The sequence below is a fragment of the Bradyrhizobium sp. MV1.5 genome (assembly GCF_055807615.1).
On sequence record NZ_JBVVPL010000029.1, the window covers coordinates 49,438 to 71,474 of the forward strand.

Below are 22,037 nucleotides of genomic sequence, written 5' to 3' on the forward strand. Positions count from 1 at the left end.
CGCAAGTTTGGTGTCGTCGGCCCCTAGTCCGGCGGCACGCGGTGCCGGAGGTCCTACTCTTCCCGGTTGTCGCGAAGGGCCTTGAGCTCCGAGCGCAGCATCGCGCTTTCCATCACCACCCGGCGCACCTCGCGCGTGGCATCATCAAGCTGATCCGCGACCGCTCTGCGCTGCGCCCGGAGGGCGCGGCTTGCTTCGATCGCGCGCTCAGCGCGGGCAAGCAGGACGTCGTTCATGGAACGACGATAGAAGATTCGGGACGAAACCGCCTTTACGTAAGTTACGTCGATTACTCAAAACCAGCCATCCGCTCAAAAACATTCGCGAGCGCTAACCTGGATCAAGTATCTCGGAACAGCCGAGAAGGCGCTTAGGCCCGCCGATAGAGTTGCAAATAGCTCGGCGAGAACAGCGCCGCGTCCTTGAGCGCATCGAGATCGGTGATGGTCAGCGTGCGATCGCGCAGCACGATCAGGCCGGAGGCGCGCAGCTCCTGAACCGTGCGGTTGAGGTGGACCACCGACAGGCCGGTGGCGTCCGCAAGATCCATTTGCGTTACCGGCATCACGCAGGAATTGCCCTCGACCATGCCGACAGGACGCAGCCGCTCGATGATCTCGCAGAACAGATGGGCCACGCGTTCAAAGGCCACCCGGCGGCCGAGATTGATGGCCCATTCGCGCTGGATCGCGTTGTTGACGAGCGTCTCGCACCAGAACGCTTCCGCCAGCGCGCGGTCGCCCGCCACCAGACTTTCAAACCGCGCGCGCTTGATTTCGGTGTAGACGACCGGCGTCATCGCCGCGATGGAATGATCCATCACCGACAGCAGGAACGCGTGTGCATCGCAACTTTCGCCGGGAAAGAGAAAATTGACGATCTGGCGCCGCCCGTCCTCAAGCGTCTTGTAGCGGCAGAGCCAGCCCGACAGCACGAGGCGCACGCTGTCGACCGGATCTCCCTCCGAGATCAGATCCTCGCCCGCCCCTGCACGCTGGATTCCTTCGAGCATTGCGTATTCGAGCGAGGTGCGGGCCTCCATCGACAACGGCCTCAGCACGTTCAGCCGGCGAATGACCGGGTCCACCTGGCTGCGATCGAGCGTCGACAAGGGCATCAGTTGGCCACCGCCGGTGTATGAAACGCCCGTTTGCTGAGAGGAATGGTGATCGTGCATTCCAGTCCCCTGGGATTGAATGCCAACCTGGTCTGCCCCTTGAACTCGAACCCGAGTGTGCGCTCCAGAAGCTCGGTCCCAAATCCCTTGTGCGGCGGCGGCGCAACCGGCGGCCCACCGCGCTCCCGCCACTCGAACACCAGCTCCGCCGGGTCGGTGCCCTGCTCAAGGCGCCAGGAAATCTCGATGCGACCGGTCGGCCGGCTCAGGGCGCCGTATTTGAGCGCGTTGGTCGCCAATTCGTGAATGGCAAGGGCAAAGGTTTCCGCGGCCTTCGACTGAAAACGCACCGTGGGGCCGCTGACCCGTACCTGCTCCCCTTCCCTGGCGTTATAGGCCAGCAGTTCCTCGACCGCGAGGTATTCGAGATCAACGCCGCCCTCGGGATCGCGGGTCACCAGCGCCTGGGTTCGGGCGAATGCGTTGAGCCGGCCATCGAGATGGGAAGCAAACTCCTCGACCGTCGAACTGCTATCGGCCGTGCGACGGGCGATCGAGCGCACCACGCCCAGCGTGTTGCGGACCCGGTGCTGGAGCTCGGCCAGCAGCAGGCGCTGCCGCTCCTCGGCGCGGGTAATCGCGGTGACGTCGACGAACGTGATCACGACCCCCGCGATGAAATTGTCGATGCTGCGATAGGGCAGGATGCGCACGATGTAGCGCGTGCCGGTGTCCGGATCCCTGAGCTCGCGCTCGGCGGTGGCAAGCGTCCGCAACACGCCGCGAATGTCGTCATAGAGCTCCTCGATCGGGATGCGCGCCTTGATGTGCGCGATGGGGCGGCCCGTGTCGGTCTCGACGAGATGCAGTACCTGCGTGATCGCCGGCGTGAAGTTCATGACGCGCAAATCGTTGTCGAGGAATACGGTCGCGATCTGCGTGCTCTCCAGGAAGTTCTGAAGATCGCTGGTGGCGCGCGTCAATTCCTGGACGCGGTGAGCCAGCTCGCCGTTCACGGTGGTCAATTCTTCGTTGACCGATTGTAATTCCTCGCGTGAGGTTTCGAGCTCTTCGTTCGCGGACTGAAGCTCTTCATTGAGCGACTGGTATTCCTCGTTCGAGGACTTCAGCTCCTCGTTGGTGCTTTCGAGCTCTTCGATGGTTGCCTGAAGGCGCTCCCGTGTTGCCCGCAGCTCGCCTTCGATACGCTCGACATGCTCGGACTGGACCAGCGCATTGGGCTTGCCCTCGCCGGCATCTACTGCGCGCACCGGGCCGTCCTTGAACAGGACGACGAAATTGCGGTTGTCGCTGCCGCCCTCCTGGATCGGCTCCACCATGATGTCGACGGAAATGTGCTGACCGTTGGCGCCGAGCTGTACCTGCTCGGCATGGGCCGGCTCGTTGGTCTCCGTCGCGCGGCTGAGCACCGCGCGCAGGTCCAGGCGGAGATCGCGGTGGACGAGCTGGAGCAGATCGAGCGTGGCAGCGCCTGCCGTCGGCTCGATGTAGCGGCCGGTGCGCCCGGAAAAGTGCAGCACCTGAAAATTACTGTCGGTAATGACATAGGCGGGCGCGTAGCGCTCGGCGATCCGCTGTGCGCGGCGCTCCAGGCCGATGTCGGGGCGGAACGAGCGCAGCGGCGGCACCTCGGCGGGCGCCCTCCCGGCAGCGGTCGTGATTGGAAATTCCGGTGGCAGCCGTGTTCCGGTCTCCAGCTTCTTGAAGATGCGGGCGCGGCGGTCGATCGGCACGAAAAGTATTGGATGCCGCGTGACGTTCTCGGAATTGCCGAGAAACAGGAATCGATCCGGCAGAAGCGCGAAGTGGAATAGCGGGATCACCCGATTTTGCAATTCGGCATTGAGATAGATCAGCAGGTTGCGGCAGGAGACGAGATCGAGCTTCGAGAACGGCGCGTCCTTGATCACGTTATGCTGCGAGAAGATGCACATCTCGCGCAGTTCCTTGACGACGCAATAGGTATCGCCTTCCCGCACGAACCAGCGCGCCAGACGCTCGCTGGTCATGTCCGCCTCGATATTGGTGCGGTAGCGGCCGACGCGAGCGGTCGCCAGAGCCCGTCCGTCAATGTCGGTCGCGAAGATCTGAACCTGCGGTGGCGAGTCCATCTTGGCCATGTGCTCGCGCAGGAGGATAGCGATGGAATAGGCCTCCTCTCCGGTGGCGCATCCGAGCACCCAGACGCGAACCTGCTGGCGCGCGTCCTTGCCTTCGAAGAGCTTCGGGACGATCTGACTCTCGAGCACATCGAATTCGCGCTTGTCGCGGAAGAATTCGGTGACGCCGATCAAGAGGTCGTTGAACAGATGCTGCGCCTCGTCCTGGTCGTTGCGCAGGAAATCGACATAGGCGGCGATGTCGGCGATCTGGACCACCTGCATCCGTCGCTGCACGCGACGCAGGAAGGTGTTCTGCTTGTAGCCGTGAAAATCATTACCGGTCTTGCTGCGCAGGATGTCGGCGATGCGCGACAGCGAGGTCGCCGCAGCGGCCAGCACCTCGTCGAACCCCTGCTTCTCCTCCAGCCGCCGCAGGTGACGGGCATAGACCTGGATGTGCTCGGCGATCTCTTCCGGAGAGAGCACGTAGTCGGCGATCGCCGCCGGCGTGTTGGCTTCTTTCAGATGATCAGCCTCGTCGCTCGCGCCCTTCTCGGCGATGGCGAGGCCACCGTGATCCTTCAGAGTCGCGGTACCCAGCGTGCCATCGCCGCCGACGCCGGACAGGATCACGCCGATCGATTGCTCGGCGCGTTCTTCCGCCAGAGACACCAGGAAGCTGTCGATCGTGGCCCGCTCGCCGGGGGCCTGCTCGGCCTGGCGGACCGCGAAGCGACCGCCATGGATCGTCGTGATCATCGCCGGCGGGCACAGATAGATCGTGCCGCCCTCGACGGTCTGGCCGTCACTGATGTCGGCGATCTTGCCGCCGGTGGTATCCTGCACGATCCGACGCAGCCGCGGCTCGTCGAGCGCCTCGTGATGTTGCAGCGCCAGCACGACGGCCTGGTCGGCGCTCACGGTCAGCTTGGACAAGAACCGCTCGACGCTATCCAGAGCTGTCGGCGCGGCGCCCACCCCGATGATCAGCGGAGACCTGGTCTGGCGCTCTCTTTCGACCGGCTGGTCGCCGATTTCATGCATGGTCTCGATAGCCTCATTCAGTGACGGGAACCAGAGGACGCCCGCTCGCCGCAAATAGCAGAATTGATATTATCCCAACAGATGCAAGGCGGAAACGTCACGCTGCGTTCCGTACAGCGAGCATTGGGTGTTCGGCATTGAGCTTAGGTGGCCTGCCAACGTCCCCCGGATCACTCCGGACCGACTTGCTGCCGAAGATAGGCAATCCGCTGCTCGATCAGGACGCGATGCCGGAGCCATTCCGTCAGGGTCTGCTTCAGCACCTCGGCCAACCGTTCCGCCTCGCCCGCGTCGTGACCACCGGCACTGAGTTCACGGATCCGATTCTCCTGATCGCGAATGCGCTCAGAGCCTTCCTCGATATCCCGATCGGCCTTGATCAGATGGCGGCGCTCGGTATCGAGCTGCTCGGTCCATTCGGACTGGGAAATGGTCATGGCGACCTCCTCAGGCCTCCCGCTTGCGAACCGGAGGATCGAGCGACTTTAGCACCACGCGCCGGATCATGTCGGCATATTCGCGATATTCGGCAGCCCGCGCCTGGTACATCTCGGCAACCGCGGGCCGGCCGTTGCGCCGTCCGTCCGCGGCCATGCGCTGCACCAACTCAGCCCGCTCCTCGATGATGCGAAGTGCGACCCGCAGGGCTTCATCCACTTGCCCCTCCTGCTCTTTTGCGAGGATGTCGGCGGCGTAGGCGTGACCGACTTGGCAACGGAAGCGCATCGGGTGCGACTCCTTGATCTCGGATAGCACGCCCCCGCAGGCCGGACAGGTCAGTGCAACTGGATCAGCCACCGAGAGGAGCTTGTCACTGCCGATCCGTTCGCCCGCCGCGATCTCGACCTCGAGCCGGATCTCGGGCGGGATCGGCAGCGCGGCACCCGCAACTTCCCTGGCGAGATCGGACAGAACGTCCCCCATTCCGGCACCGGGGACGCAAAGATCGATGATGCTCGCCTCCAGGGCGCTCCTTGGCATTTCATCGGCGATGGCATCCGAGGGGTCCTGAACCACCGAGATTCCGCCGCAACGCTTGATGGCGTTGAGACCGGCCGCACCGTCGGACAACAGCCCGCTGAGGAGCACACCGATCACGCGCGGGCCGTAGTTGATGGCGGCCGAGCGGAACAAGGCGTCGATGGCCGGCCGGACCATGTTCTCGCGCGGACCGCGCCCGAGGAACAGGTGATCCCCGGACAGCAGCAGATGATGGTCCGGTGCGGCCAGATAAACCTGGCCGGGCTCGATCTTCATGCCGTTTTCGGCCTGCCGGACCGGGAGCGGACCGGCGCTGCTGGCGACCGTCGAGAGGATGCCGATGCCCTGCGCCGGGATGTGCAGCACGATGAACACCGCCGCGGGCAGATCCGGCGGCAGCCGGCCGAGGATCTGCTTCAACGGTGCGGTCGCGCCGGCCGAGCCACCTATGACGATGATATCGCGGTTGCTCATGGAACCCGCTTTCGGTTGTATGGTTATACCAAGGCCAGTCACCGCCCGATGTTCCTACGGACCGGAAGGAAGCCACGGAAGCGCCATGGCGATAGCGCCCACATCGTCAGATCCGCAGTCGCCGCTCACGGGGCGGCGGATATTCATTGTCGAGGACGAATATTTTCTCGCCGATGACATTGGCAAGGCATGTCAGGCGCTCGGTGCCGAGGTCGCGGGGCCAGTCGGCGATCTCAATGAAGCACTCAGGATCCTGCAAGATGGCGGCATCCTGGATGCCGCCGTGCTTGACGTGAATCTCCACAGCGAGATGATCTTCCCCGTCGCGCGCGAACTGAAGGCCCGCAGCATACCCTTCCTGTTCACGACCGGTTACGACAAGATCAGCATCAGTCCGGAATTCCACGACGTGCCAATCCTGGAGAAACCGATCGATATGCCGGCGATGGCCCACAGGCTGGCCGCGCTGATCGCCGATCAGCACGGTTGAGCCGGACGGCGATCAGAGCAGATGCGCGAAAGCGAGCCAGGCGGTGACCGCCAGGCACAGGAGCACTGCAGCATACGGCAACGCGATCCGCAATCAGCAACCCTCCCGGCCATCAGCCCATCATCATCCAGACGATCGCCGCCATCATCACGAGGAAACCTGTGATTGCCGTTGCGACAAAGGCCTGTTCAACGCGATCCATCGGTAACACAGCCCCCTCACTCCAGCCGGACCAGTCTGAGCGCTCGGGGAGCCTTGCGCATTAGGCTATGTGAATCGGCGTGCTCCTTTGTCGGTCCGCGGGAGCGGCCGGGCCCTCAGCTTAGATTGCGACGGCGTCGTTCTACGAGTTCGCCGTGCCCGGTTCCGCCATCTTGCGATGCTGCTTGGCCAGCATCTCGTTCGGCGTGACGTTGGCGATGGTGGTCTGAAGCTTGTTCTTCATTCCGGTCACGATGTCGGATTCGCCGCGCAACATGGCGTCGAAGCCGGCCTTCGCGACGTCGTAGGCACTGTCCTTCGGCTCGGTGCCGACCTTGGTGTCCATCATGTCGGCGCGGCGGAAGAACTCCGTCTCGGTGGCGCCCGGCATCAGGCAGGTGACGGTGACGCCGCTGTCGCGCAGCTCCTCGCGCAGTGCAAACGAGAATGAATCGAGGAAGGCCTTGCTGGCGTTGTAGACCGCCTGAAAACTGCCCGGCGTGAATCCGGCGATCGAGCCCGTGATCAGGATGCGCCCCGAATTGCGGCGGAGCATCTCGTTGCCGGCGCGATGGATCAGATACAGCGTGCCGGTGATGTTGGTGTCGACGAGGTGCTTGATCCTGGCAAAATCCTGATCGAGGAAGGCCTTGCCGAGGCCGACCCCGGCATTGGCCAGAAGCGCGTCGATCGGCCGGTCGCCGACCGCGGCGCAAAGCTTGTCGACGCCTTCGGTGGTGGCGAGGTCGGCCTCGACCGCCTCGACGCCGCCGCCGAGCCTGCGGAGATCGACGGCCACCCTCTCGATCTCGGGCTCGTCCGCCGCGATGACAAGGTTGAAGCCTCCTTGGGCGCAACATCTGGCGAGTTCCAGGCCGATGCCGGTGGAGGCGCCGGTGACGACGGCGAGTTGATTGGCGGCCATGAGCGTATCCTTCGCTAGTCCTTGAGATGGGATTGATGACGCTCCAATCACCGCAATGGCCGCTCGTTCCTATCGGGACGCACGCCGGTGCGGCGCAAAGATTTTGCACCGTGCGATAGCAACCATCGTTCGTTGTTCGACTTGGATGCCTCGTAGCTCGCGGGAGGACAGAGATGAAGGCGCTGGTCTGGCACGGCAAGGAAGATATTCGCTGCGACACCGTCACCGATCCTGAGATTCAGGATCCGCGCGACGCGATCATTAAAGTCACGAGCTGCGCCATCTGCGGCTCCGACCTGCACCTCTTTCACAACTACATTCCGGGCATGCTGCCCGGCGACATCATGGGCCACGAGACCATGGGCGAAGTGGTCGAGGTCGGCTCAGGCGTCGACGGCAAGCTGAAGAAGGGCGACCGCGTCGTCGTTCCCTTCACGATCATTTGCGGCGAATGCGACCAGTGCAAGCGTGGCAATTTCTCGGTCTGCGAAACCACCAATCGCAAGCGCCATCTGGCGGACAAGGCGTTCGGACACACGACGGCCGGCCTGTTCGGCTACACCCATCTGACCGGCGGCTATCCCGGCGGCCAGGCCGAATATCTGCGCGTGCCGTTCGCCGACGCCACCCACATCAAGGTGCCCGACGGCATTCCCGACGAGAAGCTGCTGTTTCTCAGCGACATCTTCCCGACCGGCTGGCAGGCCGCCGCGCAATGCGACATCGAGCCGACCGATACGGTCGCGATCTGGGGCTGCGGTCCCGTGGGACAGATGGCGATCCGCAGCGCCATCCTGCTCGGCGCCAACCAGGTGATCGCGATCGACTGCCTGCCCGAACGTCTCAGCATGGCCGAAGCCGGCGGCGCCACCACCATCAACTTCGAAACCGAAAGCGTCCTGGAGCGGCTCGAGGAGCTCACCGACGGCAGAGGCCCCGAAAAATGTATCGACTGCGTCGGGATGGAGTCGCATGTGATGGCCTCCCTGCCCGACACGCTGCTCGATCGCGCCAAGCAGATGGTCATGGTGGAGAGCGACCGGCCGCATGTGCTGCGCGAGATGATCTATGTTTGCCGCCCCGGCGGCATCATTTCGGTGCCGGGCGTGTACAGCGGATTCTCCGACATGCTTCCGATGGGCGCCTTCATGAACAAGGGCCTGCAGATGCGCACCGGCCAGACCCACGTCAACCGCTGGACCGACGACCTGCTCCATCGCATCGAAGAAGGCCAGATCGATCCGTCCTTCGTCATCACCCACACCGTCCCGCTCAGCCAAGGCCCCGAGATGTATCAGGTGTTTCGCGACAAGCGCGACTCCTGCGTCAAGGTCGTGCTGAAGCCCTGAGGAGCAAGGCCCATGTTTCATTTCTCCAACATCGTTCGCACCAAGGGCGATCCGAAAATCGTCGAGGGTGGCCCGAGCCTGAAGCGGCCCGAAGACCAGCTCGCCCGTGCGCTCGGCTGGTTCAGCATCGGTCTCGGCGTCGTCGAATTCTTCGCGCCGCGGCGCGTCACGGAAACGCTGGGCATGGAAGGTAGCGAGACGCTGGTCCGTGCCTTCGGCGTGCGGGAAATCCTTGCCGGGGTCATGACCCTCTCGGTCGAGAAGAACGCCGGCCTGTGGGCCCGCGTCGGCGGCGACGGCCTCGATGCCGCCGCGCTGCTCTCGGGCATGACCGCGGACAATCCCAAAAAGGGCAATATTGCGCTGGCGCTGCTGATGGTCGGCGGAATCGCGATGCTCGACTACCGCGCCGCGCAGGACACCAAGCCGCAACGGCCGCCGCGCGATGCCCGACGCAAGCTGTATCCGAACCGCAGCGGCTTTCCCAATGGCATCGAGAGCGCCAGAACCGCGGCCAAGCAGATCGCGGCGCACGCCACGGCGGGACGGACCTGAGGACGCACGACGAGGTGATGCAAGACAATGAGCGAGGCGTCCCGTGACGAAGGTGCGTGGTGGGAATCCGCCGTCATCTACGAAATCGCACTGATCTCGTTCCAGGACTCGGATGGCGACGGCAAGGGTGACCTTGCGGGCCTGACGTCGCGGATCGACTATCTGAAATGGCTCGGCGTCGACGCGGTGTGGCTGACGCCGGTCTACAAGAGTCCGTTCCGCGACCTCGGCTACGACATCTCCGACTACTGCTCCATCGACCCTGCGTTCGGCAGCCTCGAGGCCTTCGACCGCCTGCTCAAGGCCCTGCACGCCGCGGAGATCCGCGTGATCCTCGATCTCGTGCCCAACCATACCGCGAACGATCACGCATGGTTCGTCGAGAGCAGCAGCTCACGAAACAGCGCGAAGGCCGATTGGTACATCTGGGCCGACGCGGCCGAGAATGGCGGCCCGCCCAACAACTGGCTGAGCCGCTTCGGCGGCAGCGGCTGGGAATGGTGCGAAGCGCGGCGGCAATATTACTACCATTCATTCCTGGTTGAGCAGCCCGATCTGAACTGGCGCAACCCGCAGCTGCGCGCCGCGATTGCCGATGCCATGCGCTTCTGGCTCGATCGCGGCGTCGACGGATTTCGCGTCGATGCCAGCGCGGTGCTGATCAAGGACGCGCTGCTGCGCGACAATCCGCATAACCCGCAAGCGAAAGGCAAGCCGCCGCCGCAGCGCCAGACGCCCGTCTTTACCGACGATCGGCCGGAGACGATGGACTGCATCGAATTCATCCGCGAGATGATCGACGGTTATCCTGGGCGGATGTTGTGCGGTGAAGTCCAGGGCAAGACCGACCGCATCGGCCACTTCTACGGCAACGACCGTCCGCGCCTGCATCTGCCGCTCAATTTCGCACTGCTGGACTCGCAATGGGACGCGCTGTCCCTGCAGGCAACGATCGATGCCTATTTCAACGCCATCCCGGATCATGCATGGCCGGTCTGGGTGATCGGTGGTCACGACAAGCAACGGATCGCGAGCAAGATCGGCGAGCCGCAAATGCGCGTGCTGGCGATGCTGCTGCTGACGCTGCGGGGAACGCCGTTCTTCTTCATGGGCGACGAGATCGGCCGCAAGCGCGTTCCCATTCCGGCCGACCGCGTCCGCGATCCCTTCGAGAAGCTCGTGCCGGGCTATGGCCTTTGCCGTGATCCCGAACGCGCGCCGATGCGATGGGATGACAGCAGCAACGGCGGCTTTACGACCGGCAATCCATGGCTGCCGCTCGAGCCGCCCGACGGCGCGGCCAACGTGGCCACGCAGCAGCGCGATGCGCGTTCGATCCTGGCGCTGTTTCGCGCGCTCATGACGCTGCGGCGCGAGCACGCGTGCCTGCGCCACGGCGGCTACGAGCCGCTCGCTCGCAGAACGACGTTCTTGCCTACAGGCGGACGGATGGCGGCAAGGAAATTCTGGTCGCGCTCAACATCGCCGCCGAGCCGCGGAAATGGCATTGGCAAGGTCGCGGCCGCCTGCTGATGTCGACGCATCTCGACCTGCCGTCCGAGCCGTTGCCGGGCGCCACCATCCTGCTCCGCGGCAATGAAGGCGTGATCATCGAACTCGAGCCAAGATGACGGCCGAGGAACCATCCGCGGGTCAGCGCGTCTCATCAACGCTTCCGACGTCCCCCCTGCCGGAGGCTGAATAGAGGAAACCGCGGCCCCGGCGCTCATCCCCTTCAAGCGCCGGCGCCGCGGCGTGAGCCTGGAGGCAGACCATGAGCAGGACCAAGGGCCTCGGTCAGCGGATCGCTGGCAAGGCGAAACAGGCGGTCGGCGAGATCGTCGGCGATCAGGATCTCCATGAGGAAGGCAAGGAGCAAGCGGAGCGCGGCCGGGACGAACAGAGCAAGCCGAGCGAACTCAATCCGTTGAAGAAACTCAATCAGCTGACGTGAACGCCGCCGCGCCGTCAACCATTTCCAGTTCAATTCGTCCCGGTGATGAAGCCGCCTCACGGCGACGCTCTCGCTGGATCGCCGCTGCCGAACTCGGCCTGATCAGCAGCACCATCTCGACCATCGTCAGCCAGCTCTTCGCCGCACGCATCGGACGCGATGCCGCCGTCGACTGGATGACGGTCGCCGCCATCCCCGCGCGCGATTGGGCGATCAGCGCAGAGCCGTCGTGGAGCGCGATCCTTGCCGGGATCGCCTTCCACCAATGGGCGGACTTCTCCTGGGCGCTGGTGTTCTTCGGCGTGCTCGGGCGCTGGACCGCCGACCTGCGGCCGCTGGCGATCCTGCTGCTCGCCCTGCCCTGGGCCGTGTTCTCGTCAAGCATGGAATGGTTCGTGCTGGTGCCGCTGTTTCCGTTCTGGCAGCCGCTGTTCACGCTGCAGCAGCCGTACTGGATCGGCCTGCTCGTCCATGGCTCCTCCGCCGTGATGTATCCCCTGTTCGCCCGGTTGCGCTGGAGACGAGGCGCGGCACCCGCGCGCGATGTTCGCTTCACCAATGCCTGGACCACCGGCGCGATGGCTTTGATCGTACTGCTCGGCGCGGCCGCGTTGTTCGGCAGCCATGGTTACGAGCCGCCATGGATGGGCCGCGACAGGGACGCGGACCAGACTTACATCCGTCATATGACCGCGCATCACGCCCAGGGCATCGACCTGGCGCGGATCGCCGCGGAGCGCGCGCAGGACCCGCATCTGCGAAAGCTGGCGATGCTGATGGTCGCAAGCCAGACCGGCGAGAACCGGATTTTCGAGACCTGGTGGCTGAGCTGGTTCGACACCGAGATGCCCGATTGCAGCTCGGACGAACGTGCCGCCATGCCGGGCTTCCTGACACAGGCCGAGATGCGACAGGTCAAGGCCGCGCCGGCGGACCAATTCGACACGCTGTTCGTCGAGACCATGAGCAAGCATCACGCCGGCGCGGTCAGGATGGCCGACCAGATGTGGCATAGCGGCGGCGATCTGCGCCTGCGTGTGATGGCCCACGCCATCCGCCACGAGCAGCAGGGCGAGATCGCGCTGATGCACGGCGCCAGCGGCATTGCCGTCGTCGCCACCGCCTTCCGCAACATGCTCGGCGACAATGTCAATTGAGCGGATCGTCCCCTACTCGCGCCAGAACTCGGCCAATTCCTCGGCGGTCATCAGATCGACCTGACCGTGAAAGCGGGTGCGGTACATCGTCATCAGTGCATCATGGCCGACGTCGGACGAGCTGCACAGCGCATCCTCGACGATGACGACCCGAAAGCCGAGATCGACGGCGCTCAAGACCGTCGAGAGCACGCAGACGTCCGTCTCTGCGCCCGTGATCACGACTGTGCCGACATTCTTGTCGATCAACAGACCGGCGAGGCCGGGATTGCTGAACGCCGAATAGGCCGGCTTGTCGATGACGGCAGCCGGCGGAACGAAGCGGCCCAGGGCCGGCACAAGCTCGAGACCGGATGGCGGCAGATGCTTGCGGGTCGCCTCTTGCCAGCGACGAAAATAGCGCTGCCACTGTCCGGGCCGATCCTCCGGGTTCTCGGGCGTGATAAATCGCGTGAAGATCGTTCTGGCCTGATGGCGCGAAACGATCGAGGCGATCGTCGGCAACACTCGCGCCATCCATGGCGTCTCCCAGAGACCGCCCGGAGCGAAGATGTTCTGCATGTCGATGCACAAGTGAACGGCGTCGCCGATGTCGGTCACTTCCGACGCGCTGTCTCTCATCGTCCTTCACCGTCGAACCATAGCCACGCGCCGCAGCCGGCATTTGCGCAGCGACCTCACCGACTGCAAATGCGATCCCGACGATCATCGTTCCCCATCACGCGCGATCCAGCCGCAGCGCCGAATCGAACAATGCCGGAGCCATGGAATGAGGACGATCATCGCTTTATCGGAACGGTGCTCGGGACCCCGGCTCACGTCGGCAGCGCCATTCGGGCCCTGCGCAGCAACGCCCCCGGAGGGCATCAATAACCAAGGAATATCAATACCGAGGTGGCCAAATGGTGCGCTCGGAGGGACTCGAACCCCCACGATTTTACTCACTGCCACCTCAAGGCAGCGCGTCTACCAATTCCGCCACGAGCGCTTTTGGGGATGCCGGCTTGAGGCTTGAAGGCCAACCGGATCAACGGCGCCGATCTAACAAATCCGTCAGAGGGGTACAAGCCTCCAAAGGCCCTGAATTCCACAAGCTTGGCAGGAAAGTTCCGGCTCCTCGCGCCGGGATCGGCCTTTTCCGCCTGCCCGGGCCGCTACCGTATGCCCAGGCCGCTACCGCGTGCCCGGGATACGTGGCAGCATCTGCTTGACCTCGACCGCGATCCGGTTGCGGTCGACCAGCACGACGCCGGAGGCGACCGGCAAATTATTGGCCAGAACCTTGACCTCGTCGGCCTCGGTTGCGTCCAGCTCGATGATGGCGCCGCGGGAAAGACGTAATACCTGATGGATCGGCATGGTGGTCGTCCCGAGGACGACCATGAGATCCACGGTGACTTTGTCGAGAGTAGGCACTGCAGCACCACCGCAACTTGGGACTAGGACTAGGGACTTGATATTTGCACCTGGGATCATCACCCGGTTATGGTTAGCCAATGGTTAATTCACCCCAAAACCCCCGCCAAAACCAGCGTCAAGAGCTCGATTTGACGGCGTTTTCCGCCTCCTCCGGCGAGCCCGTGGAGTGGCGGATTTCGGACGCGCCCGTGCCCTATCCGGAGGCCGTGGCCGAAATGGAGGCGCGCGTCGCGGCGATCGCAGCGGGTGAAGCTCCGGAGCTGGTCTGGCTGCTGGAACATCCCCCGCTCTACACCTCCGGCACCTCGGGCAAGGCCACCGACCTGCTCGATGCCCGATTCCCGACCTTTGCCACCGGGCGCGGCGGCCAGCTCACCTATCACGGGCCCGGCCAGCGGGTGGCCTATGTCATGCTCGACCTGAAGCGCCGCCGGCCGGATGTCCGGGCCTATGTCGCGAGCCTGGAGGAATTGATCCTGCGGACGCTCGCCGCCTTCAACATCCGTGGCGAGCGGCGCGAGGACCGGGTCGGCGTCTGGGTGAAGCGGCCCGACAAGGGACCCGAGCACGAGGACAAGATCGCGGCGATCGGCGTCCGACTGAAGCGCTGGGTCTCGTTTCACGGCATCGCCATCAATGTCGAGCCGGAGCTGTCGCATTTCGCCGGCATCGTGCCCTGCGGCGTCGCCGATCCCCGCTACGGCGTCACCTCGCTGGTCGATCTCGGCCAGCTCGTGACGATGTCCGATGTCGACGTCGCGCTCCGGCAGGCCTTCGAGGAGCTGTTCGGGCCGACCCGGGCGCTGATGCCGGAAGCAGCGGCCTAACTTCCGGTCTCCCTCATTCTCCGCAAACCCGGAATCAGCTACGCTTGATCCCGGTGTCGCCCACGCCTCCCCCCTCCGCCGGGAAAGTAGATGTCATGCCGGGCGAATTGATCATCGGACCGACTGTTCGAGCGCCAAGCATAAGGAGGGGTTGCGATCATGCTCGCAATGGGAGGTTCTCATGATGAAACTGTCTGCGCCCATTTATCAACTGAAACGGAAAGCGAAGCGTCTGTCCCGCGAGGAAGGCATCCCGCTGCACGATGCGCTCGATCGCATCGCCGCGACGGAAGGCTTTTCCGCCTGGAGCATGCTCGCGGCGAAAGCGGCCGCAGCGAGCCCGGCCAACAGGTTTTTCCCGCAATTCCAACCGGGTGACCTGGTGCTGGTCGGGGCGCGCCCCGGCCAGGGCAAGACCCTGATGAGCCTCGAGCTTGCGGTGGAGGCGATGCGGTCGGGCCACCGCGCCGCGTTCTTCTCGCTCGAATACACCGAGAAAGACGTTCTGGATCGCCTTCGGAGCGTCGGCGTAGACCCGGCGCAATTCGAAAAACTCCTCGAGGTCGATTGCTCCGACGCCATCAGTGCCGATTACGTCGTCAAGCAGATGGCCGCAGCACCGCGCGGCACGGTCGTGGTGATCGACTATCTGCAACTGCTCGATCAGCGGCGGGAAAATCCCGATCTCACCGTTCAGGTGCGCGCGTTGAAATCATTCGCGCGCGACAAGGGATTGATCGTCGTCTTCATCTCGCAGATCGACCGCTCCTATGATCCCTCGCTCAAACCCTGCCCTGACCTGGACGATGTCAGGCTGCCGAACCCGCTTGATTTGAAGCTGTTCGACAAGACCTGTTTCCTGAACAAGGACGAAGTTCAGCTTCGCATAGCGAGCTGACGATCAGGAGGCCCAACCGGTTCAGGCCGCGGGTGAGATCGTTCACCCGCGGCCTCCCTCCTCACGCCTTCTCGGGGAAACCTCGAGCTTGCCGGCGATATAGCGCCGCTCCTGGGTCAGGCCGCCAAAGCCGTAGGCGTCGCCCTTGACCTCATCGACATGCAGATAGGTCTCGTGATGCAGCGGGCCCAGGATCCCGGCCATGCGCTGGAACATCGCGGCGAGATAGGCGGCCTTCTCGTCCTTGGTGTTGGTGCCTTCGCTGACGTGGATGTCGATCCAGTAGCTCGCGAGCTTCTGCTCTGCGAGCGACTTGCCGCCGGCGAACCAGTCGCCCGCCTCCACCGACTTCACGATGATGGCGGTGACCTCAGGATCCTTGTGCAGGATCTTTGCGGTGAGCTCGGACACGGCGCTCGCAATGTCGGCCTTCAGCGAAGGCGACTGGCGGGAGGTGGTGTAGGACACGGTGATCAGCGGCATGGTCGTTCTCCTCGGATGTCGCGCAGGTATTGCGCGGCGTTGATGAGAAGCTAGACCCGCCCTCTACATTTTGGTATCTTATCTCTGTTGATACCAGTGATAAGATATCGTAATGACAGCAACGCTCGACATCGCCACTGTCCAGGCCTTCCTGCTGGTCGCCGACCTCCAGAGCTTTACGCGTACTGCCGAGGTCCTTGGCACGACCCAGGCGGCCGTCAGCCTCAAGCTGCAACGGCTGGAAACGCTGCTCGGCAGGCGCCTCGTCGAGCGCTCGCCGCGCGCGGTCCGGCTCACGGCAGACGGCGCGACGTTCCTCGATCGCGCCCGCGCGCTGATCGCGGCACATGACCGCGCGCTGTCGGGCGAGGCCTCGCTCGCGCAGTCGCTCTCGCTCGGCATCTCCGACCATGCCGCGGGGCCGGAGCTGGTACCGCTGCTCGAACGCCTGCATGCGATGTCGTCGAACCTCACCCTCGCCGTCACCATCGGCTTCTCACGCGAGATGCAGGAGGCCTATGATTCCGGCCAACTGGATGCGGTGATCGTGCGCCAGGAAGGCAGCCGGCGCGGCGGCGAGAGGCTGGCCGAGGACGAGTTCGGCTGGTTCGCGTCAAGACGCTTCACCGTGCCAAAGGGGCAGCCTTTGCCGCTCGCAACCCTCGCTCCGCCCTGCGGCGTCCGTGCCATCGCCGTACGCGCGCTCGACAAGGCCGGCCTCAAATGGCGTGAGCGTTTTGTCGGCGGTGGCGTCACCGCCGTGGTGGCAGCCGCGCTCGCCGGACTTGCAATCGCGCCGCTGGCGCGACGGATCGCACCTCCTGGGCTGGTCGACATCGGGCCAGTCCAGAAGCTGCCAAAACTCGGCAGCTCCAAGGTGATGCTGCATTCGAAGATCAGCGATCCCGCAAAGCTTGCGGCGCTGCGCGCGGTGGCGGCGACGTTCCGGAGCGCGGCGGCGGTCTGACGCCAGACCGGTTTACAAGATCGCCTAACGCTGCGAGCGTCCGCTAGCTTGCGCCCTGCATACGGGCCCGCAATATTGCCTAAAAAGGTTCCAAATCTTCGGAACAATCCGCCACCTACCGCGTTTGCCCCGGTTAAGGCAGGGTCCGGGAATGATCGAGAAGTCTAGTCAGCAGAGGGATTTGTTCGAAAGCGAACGCAGTTTCCGCCTGTTGGTTGAAGGGGTCGCGGACTACGCCCTGTACATGCTGGATCCCACCGGGAGAATCACCAGCTGGAACATCGGCGGAGAGCGCATCAAGGGCTATTCGCCCGGGGAGATCCTCGGCCAGCACTTTTCGCGTTTCTACACCGAGACCGACCGCGCCAACGGCAAGCCCGCCCGGGCGCTCGGGATTGCGCGGGAAAAGGGCCGCTACGAGGAGGAAGGCTGGCGCGTCCGCAAGGACGGCACCTTCTTCTGGGCCAGCGTCGTGATCGATCCGATCTACGAGGCCGGCGAGCTGGTCGGCTTCGCGAAGATCACGCGCGACATCACCGAGCGCCGCAATACCCAGCTCAAGCTCGAGGCGATGCAGAAGCAGCTCGCCGAATCCCAGAAATTCGATGCGCTCGGCCAGCTCACCGGCGGGGTCGCCCACGACTTCAACAACCTCCTGATGATCATCAGCGGCAGCCTCCACATGCTGAAACGAGGGGCCAACGACGACCCCAAGCTTCAGCGCGCGATCTCGGCGATCGAGACCGCTACCAAGCGCGGCGCGGCGCTGACCAACCAGCTCCTTACGTTCGCGCGGCGGCAGAGCGTCAATCCGCAGGCGATCGACTTCGCCGACCGCATCGCGGCGATCCGCGAGGTGCTCGATGCCGGCGTCGGCAGCTCCGTGCGCCTGGCCTTCGACGTCAGCGACGACGTCTGGCCGATCAGGACCGACGTTTCCGAGCTCGAGACCGCGCTGCTCAACCTCGTCATCAATGCCCGCGACGCGATGCCCGACGGAGGCACGGTGACGATCGCAGCGCGCAATCTCGTGCTCGACGAGGATCCCCTCGTGGGCGAATTCATCGCGATCGACGTCAGCGATACCGGCCTCGGCATTCCCTCCGACGTTCTCGACAAGATCTTCGAGCCGTTCTTCACGACCAAGCCGATCGGAAAGGGCACCGGCCTCGGTCTCTCCCAGGTGCACGGCTTCGCCCATCAGGCCGGCGGCACGATCCGGGTCGCGAGCGCGCTCGGCAAGGGCACGACCTTCACCATCCTCCTGCCGCGCGGAGAAGACGAGCCATCGCGCGAGGCGGCGGGAGAACCGGCGTTCCAGGGCAGCGGCACGGTGCTGCTGGTCGAGGACAATCCGGACGTCGCCGCCGTCAGCATCGGTCTTCTGGAGCAGCTCGGTTATCAGGTGCGTCGCGTCGCGGACGCCGAAGCCGCCTTGAGCGAGATCGAGAAGAACGGCGTCGACTTCGTGTTCTCGGATATCGTCATGCCCGGCAAGATGGACGGGCTCAGCCTCGCCCATCACCTCCGCCAGATCCGCCCCGGCCTGCCGATCCTGCTCGCCACCGGCTACAGCGAAGTCGCCGCAGGCGTGCGCGGCGATTTCCCGATCCTGCGCAAGCCCTACGAGATCCACGAATTGAGCGAGGCAATCGCCAAGCTGCCGCGGTGATTCTTGAGCTACACCGTCGGCAACACCGAAAACGCCTCGCCTGCCCGGCGCAAGTTCAGCTCATCGGCGTCGGCCGTCTCGCTGGTGACGCTGTCGACGCGCGAGGACGGCGGGCCGTGGCGGCACAGCGCCACCATGTCGGCGACGTGCTTCGGCGGCCCTGCGAACAGCGCTTCGACGCTGCCGTCGCGGCGGTTGCGGACCCAGCCTTCGAGACCGCACGTCGTCGCCTGATACTCGAGCCAGGCCCGGTAGCCGACGCCCTGCACGCGGCCGCGGATCATGACCTGGAGGATCGCCCGGCTCATTGTTGCAGTCCGAGGACGTCGGCGCTCCGCGCCTTGACGTCGGCCTCCCGCGTGATGCGGCTGGTCAAGTCCGATGACGGGAGGCCTTTGAGATTCTTCGGCGCAGTGCCGTCGCGCAGCGCCTTCTGTGTCTCGTAGACGGCCTGTGTTGCGGCCGCGATCGGCGCATGGCCCTGAAGCGCGATGCGCACGCGCTGGCCAGCGAGGTATTCGAGCACGTTCAACTCCTCCGGCGCGCCGCCGAGCACGATCGGCAGATGCGTGGCGGATGCGACGGCCTCGAGCTCGGCGCGCGACTTGATGCCGGTGAAGAACAGCGCATCGACGCCAGTAGCCTCATAAGCCCTGGCGCGGCGGATCGCATCCTCCGTCGAAGTGATCGAGGCCGCACCGGTGCGACCCATGATGACGAGCGAAGGATCGCCGCGGCCGTCGAGTGCCGCCTTCATCTTGCCGACGCCCTCCTCCAGCGAGATCAGCTGCGTCTTCGCCTCGCCGAACCCAGCCGGCAGCAGCGTGTCCTCGATGGTGAGGCCGGCGGCGCCCGCCATCTCCAGCTCCTGCACCGTGCGGCGCACGTTGAGCGCGTTGCCATAGCCGTGATCGGCATCGACCAGCACCGGAAGCGTTGCCGCGCGTGACATCCGCCGCATCTGCTCGGCAAGCTCGGTGAGCGTGATCAACGTGATGTCGGGGTCGCCGAGCACCGCGAGCGAAGCCACCGAGCCGCCGAACATGCCGAGCGGGAAACCGAGATCCTCGGCGATGCGGATCGAGATGGCGTCGTAGACCGAGCCGGGATGGACGCAAGTCGCGCCCGACAGGATCGATCGCAATTTTTCGCGGCGGGAACGAAAGGCCATGGTGATGTCTCGGTTAGTGCGAATTGCGTCCCCGCCGTCGTCCTGGCGAAAGCCAGGACCCATTACCACAATTGGATATGGTGGCAGAAAATGACGGCCACCATCGCCATCAACAACTACTCCCTGGGGTAATGGGTCCTGGCTTTCGCCAGGACGACATTGGGCCCCTACGCAAATTCCAAAATCAGCGCATCCACCGCGAGCGTCGCGCCGGCGCTGGCGTGGATCTTCTTCACCGTGCCGTCCTGCTCGGCGCGCAGCACGTTCTGCATCTTCATGGCTTCGACCACCGCGAGCGTCTCGCCGGCCTTGACCTCCTGCCCCTCGGTCACCGCGATCGAGACCACGAGACCGGGCATCGGACATAGCAGCTTCTTGCCGGTGTCGGCAGCCGTGGTCACCGGCATCAGCCGCGCCGAGGCAGCTTCCGCTTCGGTCCAGACATAGACCGGCACCTCGACGCCCTGATGCGCGAGGCGGATGCCGTTCGCGATCGGGCGCACCTGCACCGCCACGAGGTGCCCGTCGATGGTGCCCTGCCAGACCGGATCGCCCGGCTTCCACGGCGATTGCAACAGATGCGCATTGCCAGCCTTGCCGTCGGCATCGACAAAACGCACCGCGACCGCCTCGCCCTCGCGCGCGATCTCCAGCAGGATCTCCTGGCGCTCGAGCCAGACCGCACGGCGCCGCTCGCGCTGCACGATGCGGCCGCCCATCTGACCGGAAATCTGCCGCTTGCGCTCGCCGAGCACGTGATCGATGGCGGCGCCGACCGCGGCAAGCCGCCGTGCGACCTCGCCTTCCGGCACGCGCACGGCAAAGCCCCTGGGGAATTCCTCGGCGATGAAGCCGGTGGAGAGCCGGCCTTCGCGCCAGCGCGGGTGATGCATCAGCGCCGACAGGAACGGGATGTTGTGACGGATACCGTCCACGTAGAACGAGTCCAGTGCGGTGGCCTGCGCCTCGATCGCGGCCGCGCGTGACGGCGCGTGGGTGACGAGCTTGGCGATCATCGGATCGTAGTGGATCGAGATCTCGCCGCCCTCCTGCACGCCGGTGTCGTTGCGCACGGTGATGCCGTCCTGGCTCGCTTCCGCCGGCGGACGGTATTTCACCAGGCGACCGATCGAGGGCAGGAAGTTGCGGAACGGGTCCTCCGCGTAGAGGCGCGACTCCACTGCCCAGCCGGTCAGCGTGACGTCCTTCTGCGCAATGGCGAGCTTCTCGCCGGCGGCAACGCGGAGCATCTGCTCGACGAGGTCGACGCCGGTGACGAGCTCGGTGACGGGATGCTCGACCTGGAGGCGCGTGTTCATCTCCAGGAAGTAGAAGCTCTTGTCCTGCCCCGCGACGAATTCGACGGTGCCGGCGGAGTCGTAATTCACGGCCTTGGCGAGTGCGACCGCCTGCTCGCCCATCTTGCGGCGGGTGGCTTCGTCGAGCAGCGGCGACGGTGCTTCCTCGATGACCTTCTGGTTGCGGCGCTGGATCGAGCATTCGCGCTCGCCGAGATAGATCACGTTGCCGTGCTTGTCGCCCAGCAGCTGGATCTCGATGTGGCGGGGGTCGACGATGAACTTCTCGATGAAGACGCGGTCGTCGCCGAACGAGGCCTTGGCCTCGGCCTTGGCGAGGTTGAAACCCTCGGCGACCTCGGAGGTCGAATGCGCGATGCGCATGCCCTTGCCGCCGCCGCCGGCGGAGGCCTTGATCATCACGGGATAGCCGATCTCGTCGGCGATCCTGACCGCGTGCGTGGCGTCCTCGATGACGCCGAGATAGCCGGGCACGGTCGAGACTTTTGCCTTCGCGGCAGCCCTTTTGGATTCGATCTTGTCGCCCATCGCCGCGATCGCGCCCGGGTTGGGGCCGATGAAGACGATGCCGGCCGCCTCCAGCGCGCGCGGAAACGCCTCGCGCTCGGACAGGAAGCCGTAACCGGGATGCACGGCCTCGGCGCCGGTCTTGCGGCAGGCCTCCACGATCTTCTCGATCACCAGATAACTCTCGGCCGCAGCCGGCGGGCCGATCAGCACGGCCTCGTCGGCCATCTCGACGTGGAGAGCGTCGCGGTCGGCCTCGGAATAGACCGCGACCGTCTGAACTCCCATGCGGCGAGCGGTCTTGATGACCCGGCAGGCGATTTCGCCGCGATTGGCGATCAGAATGCGTTTGAACATGCTTTTCTTGAGTCTCGACCTTGGGCGGGACCCTTCCCTGGCCGTTG

The 22,037-nt window shown here is 64.7% G+C and carries 21 protein-coding genes, 1 tRNA gene and 1 pseudogene; 10 read left to right on the plus strand and 13 right to left on the minus strand.

From position 1 onward, the window contains the following. Positions 1-53: 53 nt before the first annotated feature. From AC0L2J_RS24595 to AC0L2J_RS24615, 5 genes are all read right to left on the minus strand, one after another. Positions 54-236 carry a hypothetical protein gene (locus AC0L2J_RS24595; RefSeq protein WP_007611379.1) on the minus strand — a complete coding sequence of 61 codons (183 nt, stop codon included), beginning with the start codon at positions 234-236 and terminating at the stop codon, positions 54-56. A 134-nt stretch (positions 237-370) separates the two neighbouring features. Beyond that, positions 371-1,117 carry a Crp/Fnr family transcriptional regulator gene (locus AC0L2J_RS24600; protein ID WP_473250826.1) on the minus strand — a complete coding sequence of 249 codons (747 nt, stop codon included), beginning with the start codon at positions 1,115-1,117 and terminating at the stop codon, positions 371-373. Continuing rightward, positions 1,117-4,284, minus strand: a complete 3,168-nt coding sequence (locus tag AC0L2J_RS24605; RefSeq protein WP_473394798.1) for a CheR family methyltransferase — start codon at positions 4,282-4,284, stop codon at positions 1,117-1,119. Before AC0L2J_RS24605 ends, AC0L2J_RS24600 begins: the two co-directional genes overlap by 1 nt. 170 nt (positions 4,285-4,454) lie before the next feature. Next, complete coding sequence (locus AC0L2J_RS24610) at positions 4,455-4,721, minus strand: hypothetical protein (RefSeq protein ID WP_063996006.1); 267 nt, start codon at positions 4,719-4,721, stop codon at positions 4,455-4,457. A 10-nt stretch (positions 4,722-4,731) separates the two neighbouring features. Continuing rightward, on the minus strand, positions 4,732-5,739 hold the full coding sequence (locus AC0L2J_RS24615; protein ID WP_007611388.1) for a chemotaxis protein CheB: 1,008 nt from the start codon (positions 5,737-5,739) through the stop codon (positions 4,732-4,734). Positions 5,740-5,824: 85 nt separating this feature from the next. On the opposite strand from AC0L2J_RS24615, the gene AC0L2J_RS24620 reads away from it, so the two are divergent. Beyond that, positions 5,825-6,229, plus strand: coding sequence for a response regulator (locus tag AC0L2J_RS24620; RefSeq protein ID WP_007611389.1), 405 nt, complete (start codon positions 5,825-5,827; stop codon positions 6,227-6,229). 343 nt (positions 6,230-6,572) lie between these two features. On the opposite strand, the gene AC0L2J_RS24625 is transcribed toward AC0L2J_RS24620, so the two are convergent. Continuing rightward, entirely contained in the window at positions 6,573-7,355 is a 783-nt protein-coding gene (locus AC0L2J_RS24625; protein ID WP_473394799.1) for an SDR family NAD(P)-dependent oxidoreductase, read from the minus strand. Positions 7,356-7,528: 173 nt separating this feature from the next. Between AC0L2J_RS24625 and AC0L2J_RS24630 the strand changes: the two genes are divergently transcribed. The 5 genes and pseudogenes from AC0L2J_RS24630 (at position 7,529) to AC0L2J_RS24650 (ending at position 12,370) form a co-directional block, all read left to right on the plus strand. Beyond that, the gene (locus AC0L2J_RS24630; RefSeq protein ID WP_007611391.1) at positions 7,529-8,704 is read left to right on the plus strand and encodes a zinc-dependent alcohol dehydrogenase; all 1,176 of its coding nucleotides are present in this window, start codon (positions 7,529-7,531) and stop codon (positions 8,702-8,704) included. Positions 8,705-8,716: 12 nt separating this feature from the next. Continuing rightward, a complete protein-coding gene (locus AC0L2J_RS24635; RefSeq protein ID WP_473394800.1) occupies positions 8,717-9,259 on the plus strand; it encodes a hypothetical protein in 543 nt (180 codons plus the stop codon). Positions 9,260-9,286: 27 nt separating this feature from the next. Next, positions 9,287-10,890 (plus strand): annotated as a pseudogene (locus AC0L2J_RS24640) (alpha-amylase family glycosyl hydrolase). A 143-nt stretch (positions 10,891-11,033) separates the two neighbouring features. After that, positions 11,034-11,213 (plus strand): CsbD family protein, encoded by a 180-nt coding sequence (locus tag AC0L2J_RS24645; protein ID WP_473394801.1) that lies wholly within the window; start codon positions 11,034-11,036, stop codon positions 11,211-11,213. Then, positions 11,210-12,370, plus strand: a complete 1,161-nt coding sequence (locus tag AC0L2J_RS24650) for a DUF305 domain-containing protein (RefSeq protein WP_473394802.1) — start codon at positions 11,210-11,212, stop codon at positions 12,368-12,370. The genes AC0L2J_RS24645 and AC0L2J_RS24650 overlap by 4 nt, the downstream gene beginning before the upstream one ends. A gap of 12 nt (positions 12,371-12,382) precedes the next feature. On the opposite strand, the gene AC0L2J_RS24655 is transcribed toward AC0L2J_RS24650, so the two are convergent. From AC0L2J_RS24655 to AC0L2J_RS24665, 3 genes are all read right to left on the minus strand, one after another. After that, the gene (locus AC0L2J_RS24655; RefSeq protein WP_473250832.1) at positions 12,383-12,991 is read right to left on the minus strand and encodes a cysteine hydrolase family protein; all 609 of its coding nucleotides are present in this window, start codon (positions 12,989-12,991) and stop codon (positions 12,383-12,385) included. 282 nt (positions 12,992-13,273) lie between these two features. After that, positions 13,274-13,358 (minus strand) — tRNA-Leu (locus tag AC0L2J_RS24660). A gap of 185 nt (positions 13,359-13,543) precedes the next feature. After that, on the minus strand, positions 13,544-13,786 hold the full coding sequence (locus AC0L2J_RS24665; RefSeq protein ID WP_007603171.1) for a FliM/FliN family flagellar motor switch protein: 243 nt from the start codon (positions 13,784-13,786) through the stop codon (positions 13,544-13,546). Positions 13,787-13,866: 80 nt separating this feature from the next. Here AC0L2J_RS24665 and lipB point away from each other — a divergent pair, with 80 nt between their 5' ends. Continuing rightward, entirely contained in the window at positions 13,867-14,616 is a 750-nt protein-coding gene (lipB, locus tag AC0L2J_RS24670; protein WP_473394803.1) for a lipoyl(octanoyl) transferase LipB, read from the plus strand. 184 nt (positions 14,617-14,800) lie between these two features. Further along, positions 14,801-15,514 carry a DNA helicase gene (locus tag AC0L2J_RS24675; protein WP_473394825.1) on the plus strand — a complete coding sequence of 238 codons (714 nt, stop codon included), beginning with the start codon at positions 14,801-14,803 and terminating at the stop codon, positions 15,512-15,514. A 42-nt stretch (positions 15,515-15,556) separates the two neighbouring features. On the opposite strand, the gene AC0L2J_RS24680 is transcribed toward AC0L2J_RS24675, so the two are convergent. Continuing rightward, the gene (locus AC0L2J_RS24680) at positions 15,557-15,997 is read right to left on the minus strand and encodes a tautomerase family protein (protein WP_473394804.1); all 441 of its coding nucleotides are present in this window, start codon (positions 15,995-15,997) and stop codon (positions 15,557-15,559) included. A gap of 112 nt (positions 15,998-16,109) precedes the next feature. Here AC0L2J_RS24680 and AC0L2J_RS24685 point away from each other — a divergent pair, with 112 nt between their 5' ends. Continuing rightward, complete coding sequence (locus AC0L2J_RS24685; protein WP_473394805.1) at positions 16,110-16,964, plus strand: LysR family transcriptional regulator; 855 nt, start codon at positions 16,110-16,112, stop codon at positions 16,962-16,964. Positions 16,965-17,115: 151 nt separating this feature from the next. Then, positions 17,116-18,636: an ATP-binding protein gene (locus AC0L2J_RS24690; protein ID WP_473394806.1), complete on the plus strand. Its 1,521-nt coding sequence runs from the start codon at positions 17,116-17,118 to the stop codon at positions 18,634-18,636. 8 nt (positions 18,637-18,644) lie between these two features. Here AC0L2J_RS24690 and AC0L2J_RS24695 read toward each other — a convergent pair whose 3' ends face one another. The 3 genes from AC0L2J_RS24695 to AC0L2J_RS24705 form a co-directional block, all read right to left on the minus strand. Continuing rightward, the gene (locus AC0L2J_RS24695) at positions 18,645-18,944 is read right to left on the minus strand and encodes an acylphosphatase (protein ID WP_007611410.1); all 300 of its coding nucleotides are present in this window, start codon (positions 18,942-18,944) and stop codon (positions 18,645-18,647) included. After that, positions 18,941-19,807 carry an isocitrate lyase/PEP mutase family protein gene (locus AC0L2J_RS24700; protein WP_473394807.1) on the minus strand — a complete coding sequence of 289 codons (867 nt, stop codon included), beginning with the start codon at positions 19,805-19,807 and terminating at the stop codon, positions 18,941-18,943. The genes AC0L2J_RS24695 and AC0L2J_RS24700 overlap by 4 nt, the downstream gene beginning before the upstream one ends. 167 nt (positions 19,808-19,974) lie before the next feature. Next, positions 19,975-21,990, minus strand: coding sequence for an acetyl-CoA carboxylase biotin carboxylase subunit (locus tag AC0L2J_RS24705; protein WP_007611415.1), 2,016 nt, complete (start codon positions 21,988-21,990; stop codon positions 19,975-19,977). Positions 21,991-22,037: the final 47 nt, after the last annotated feature.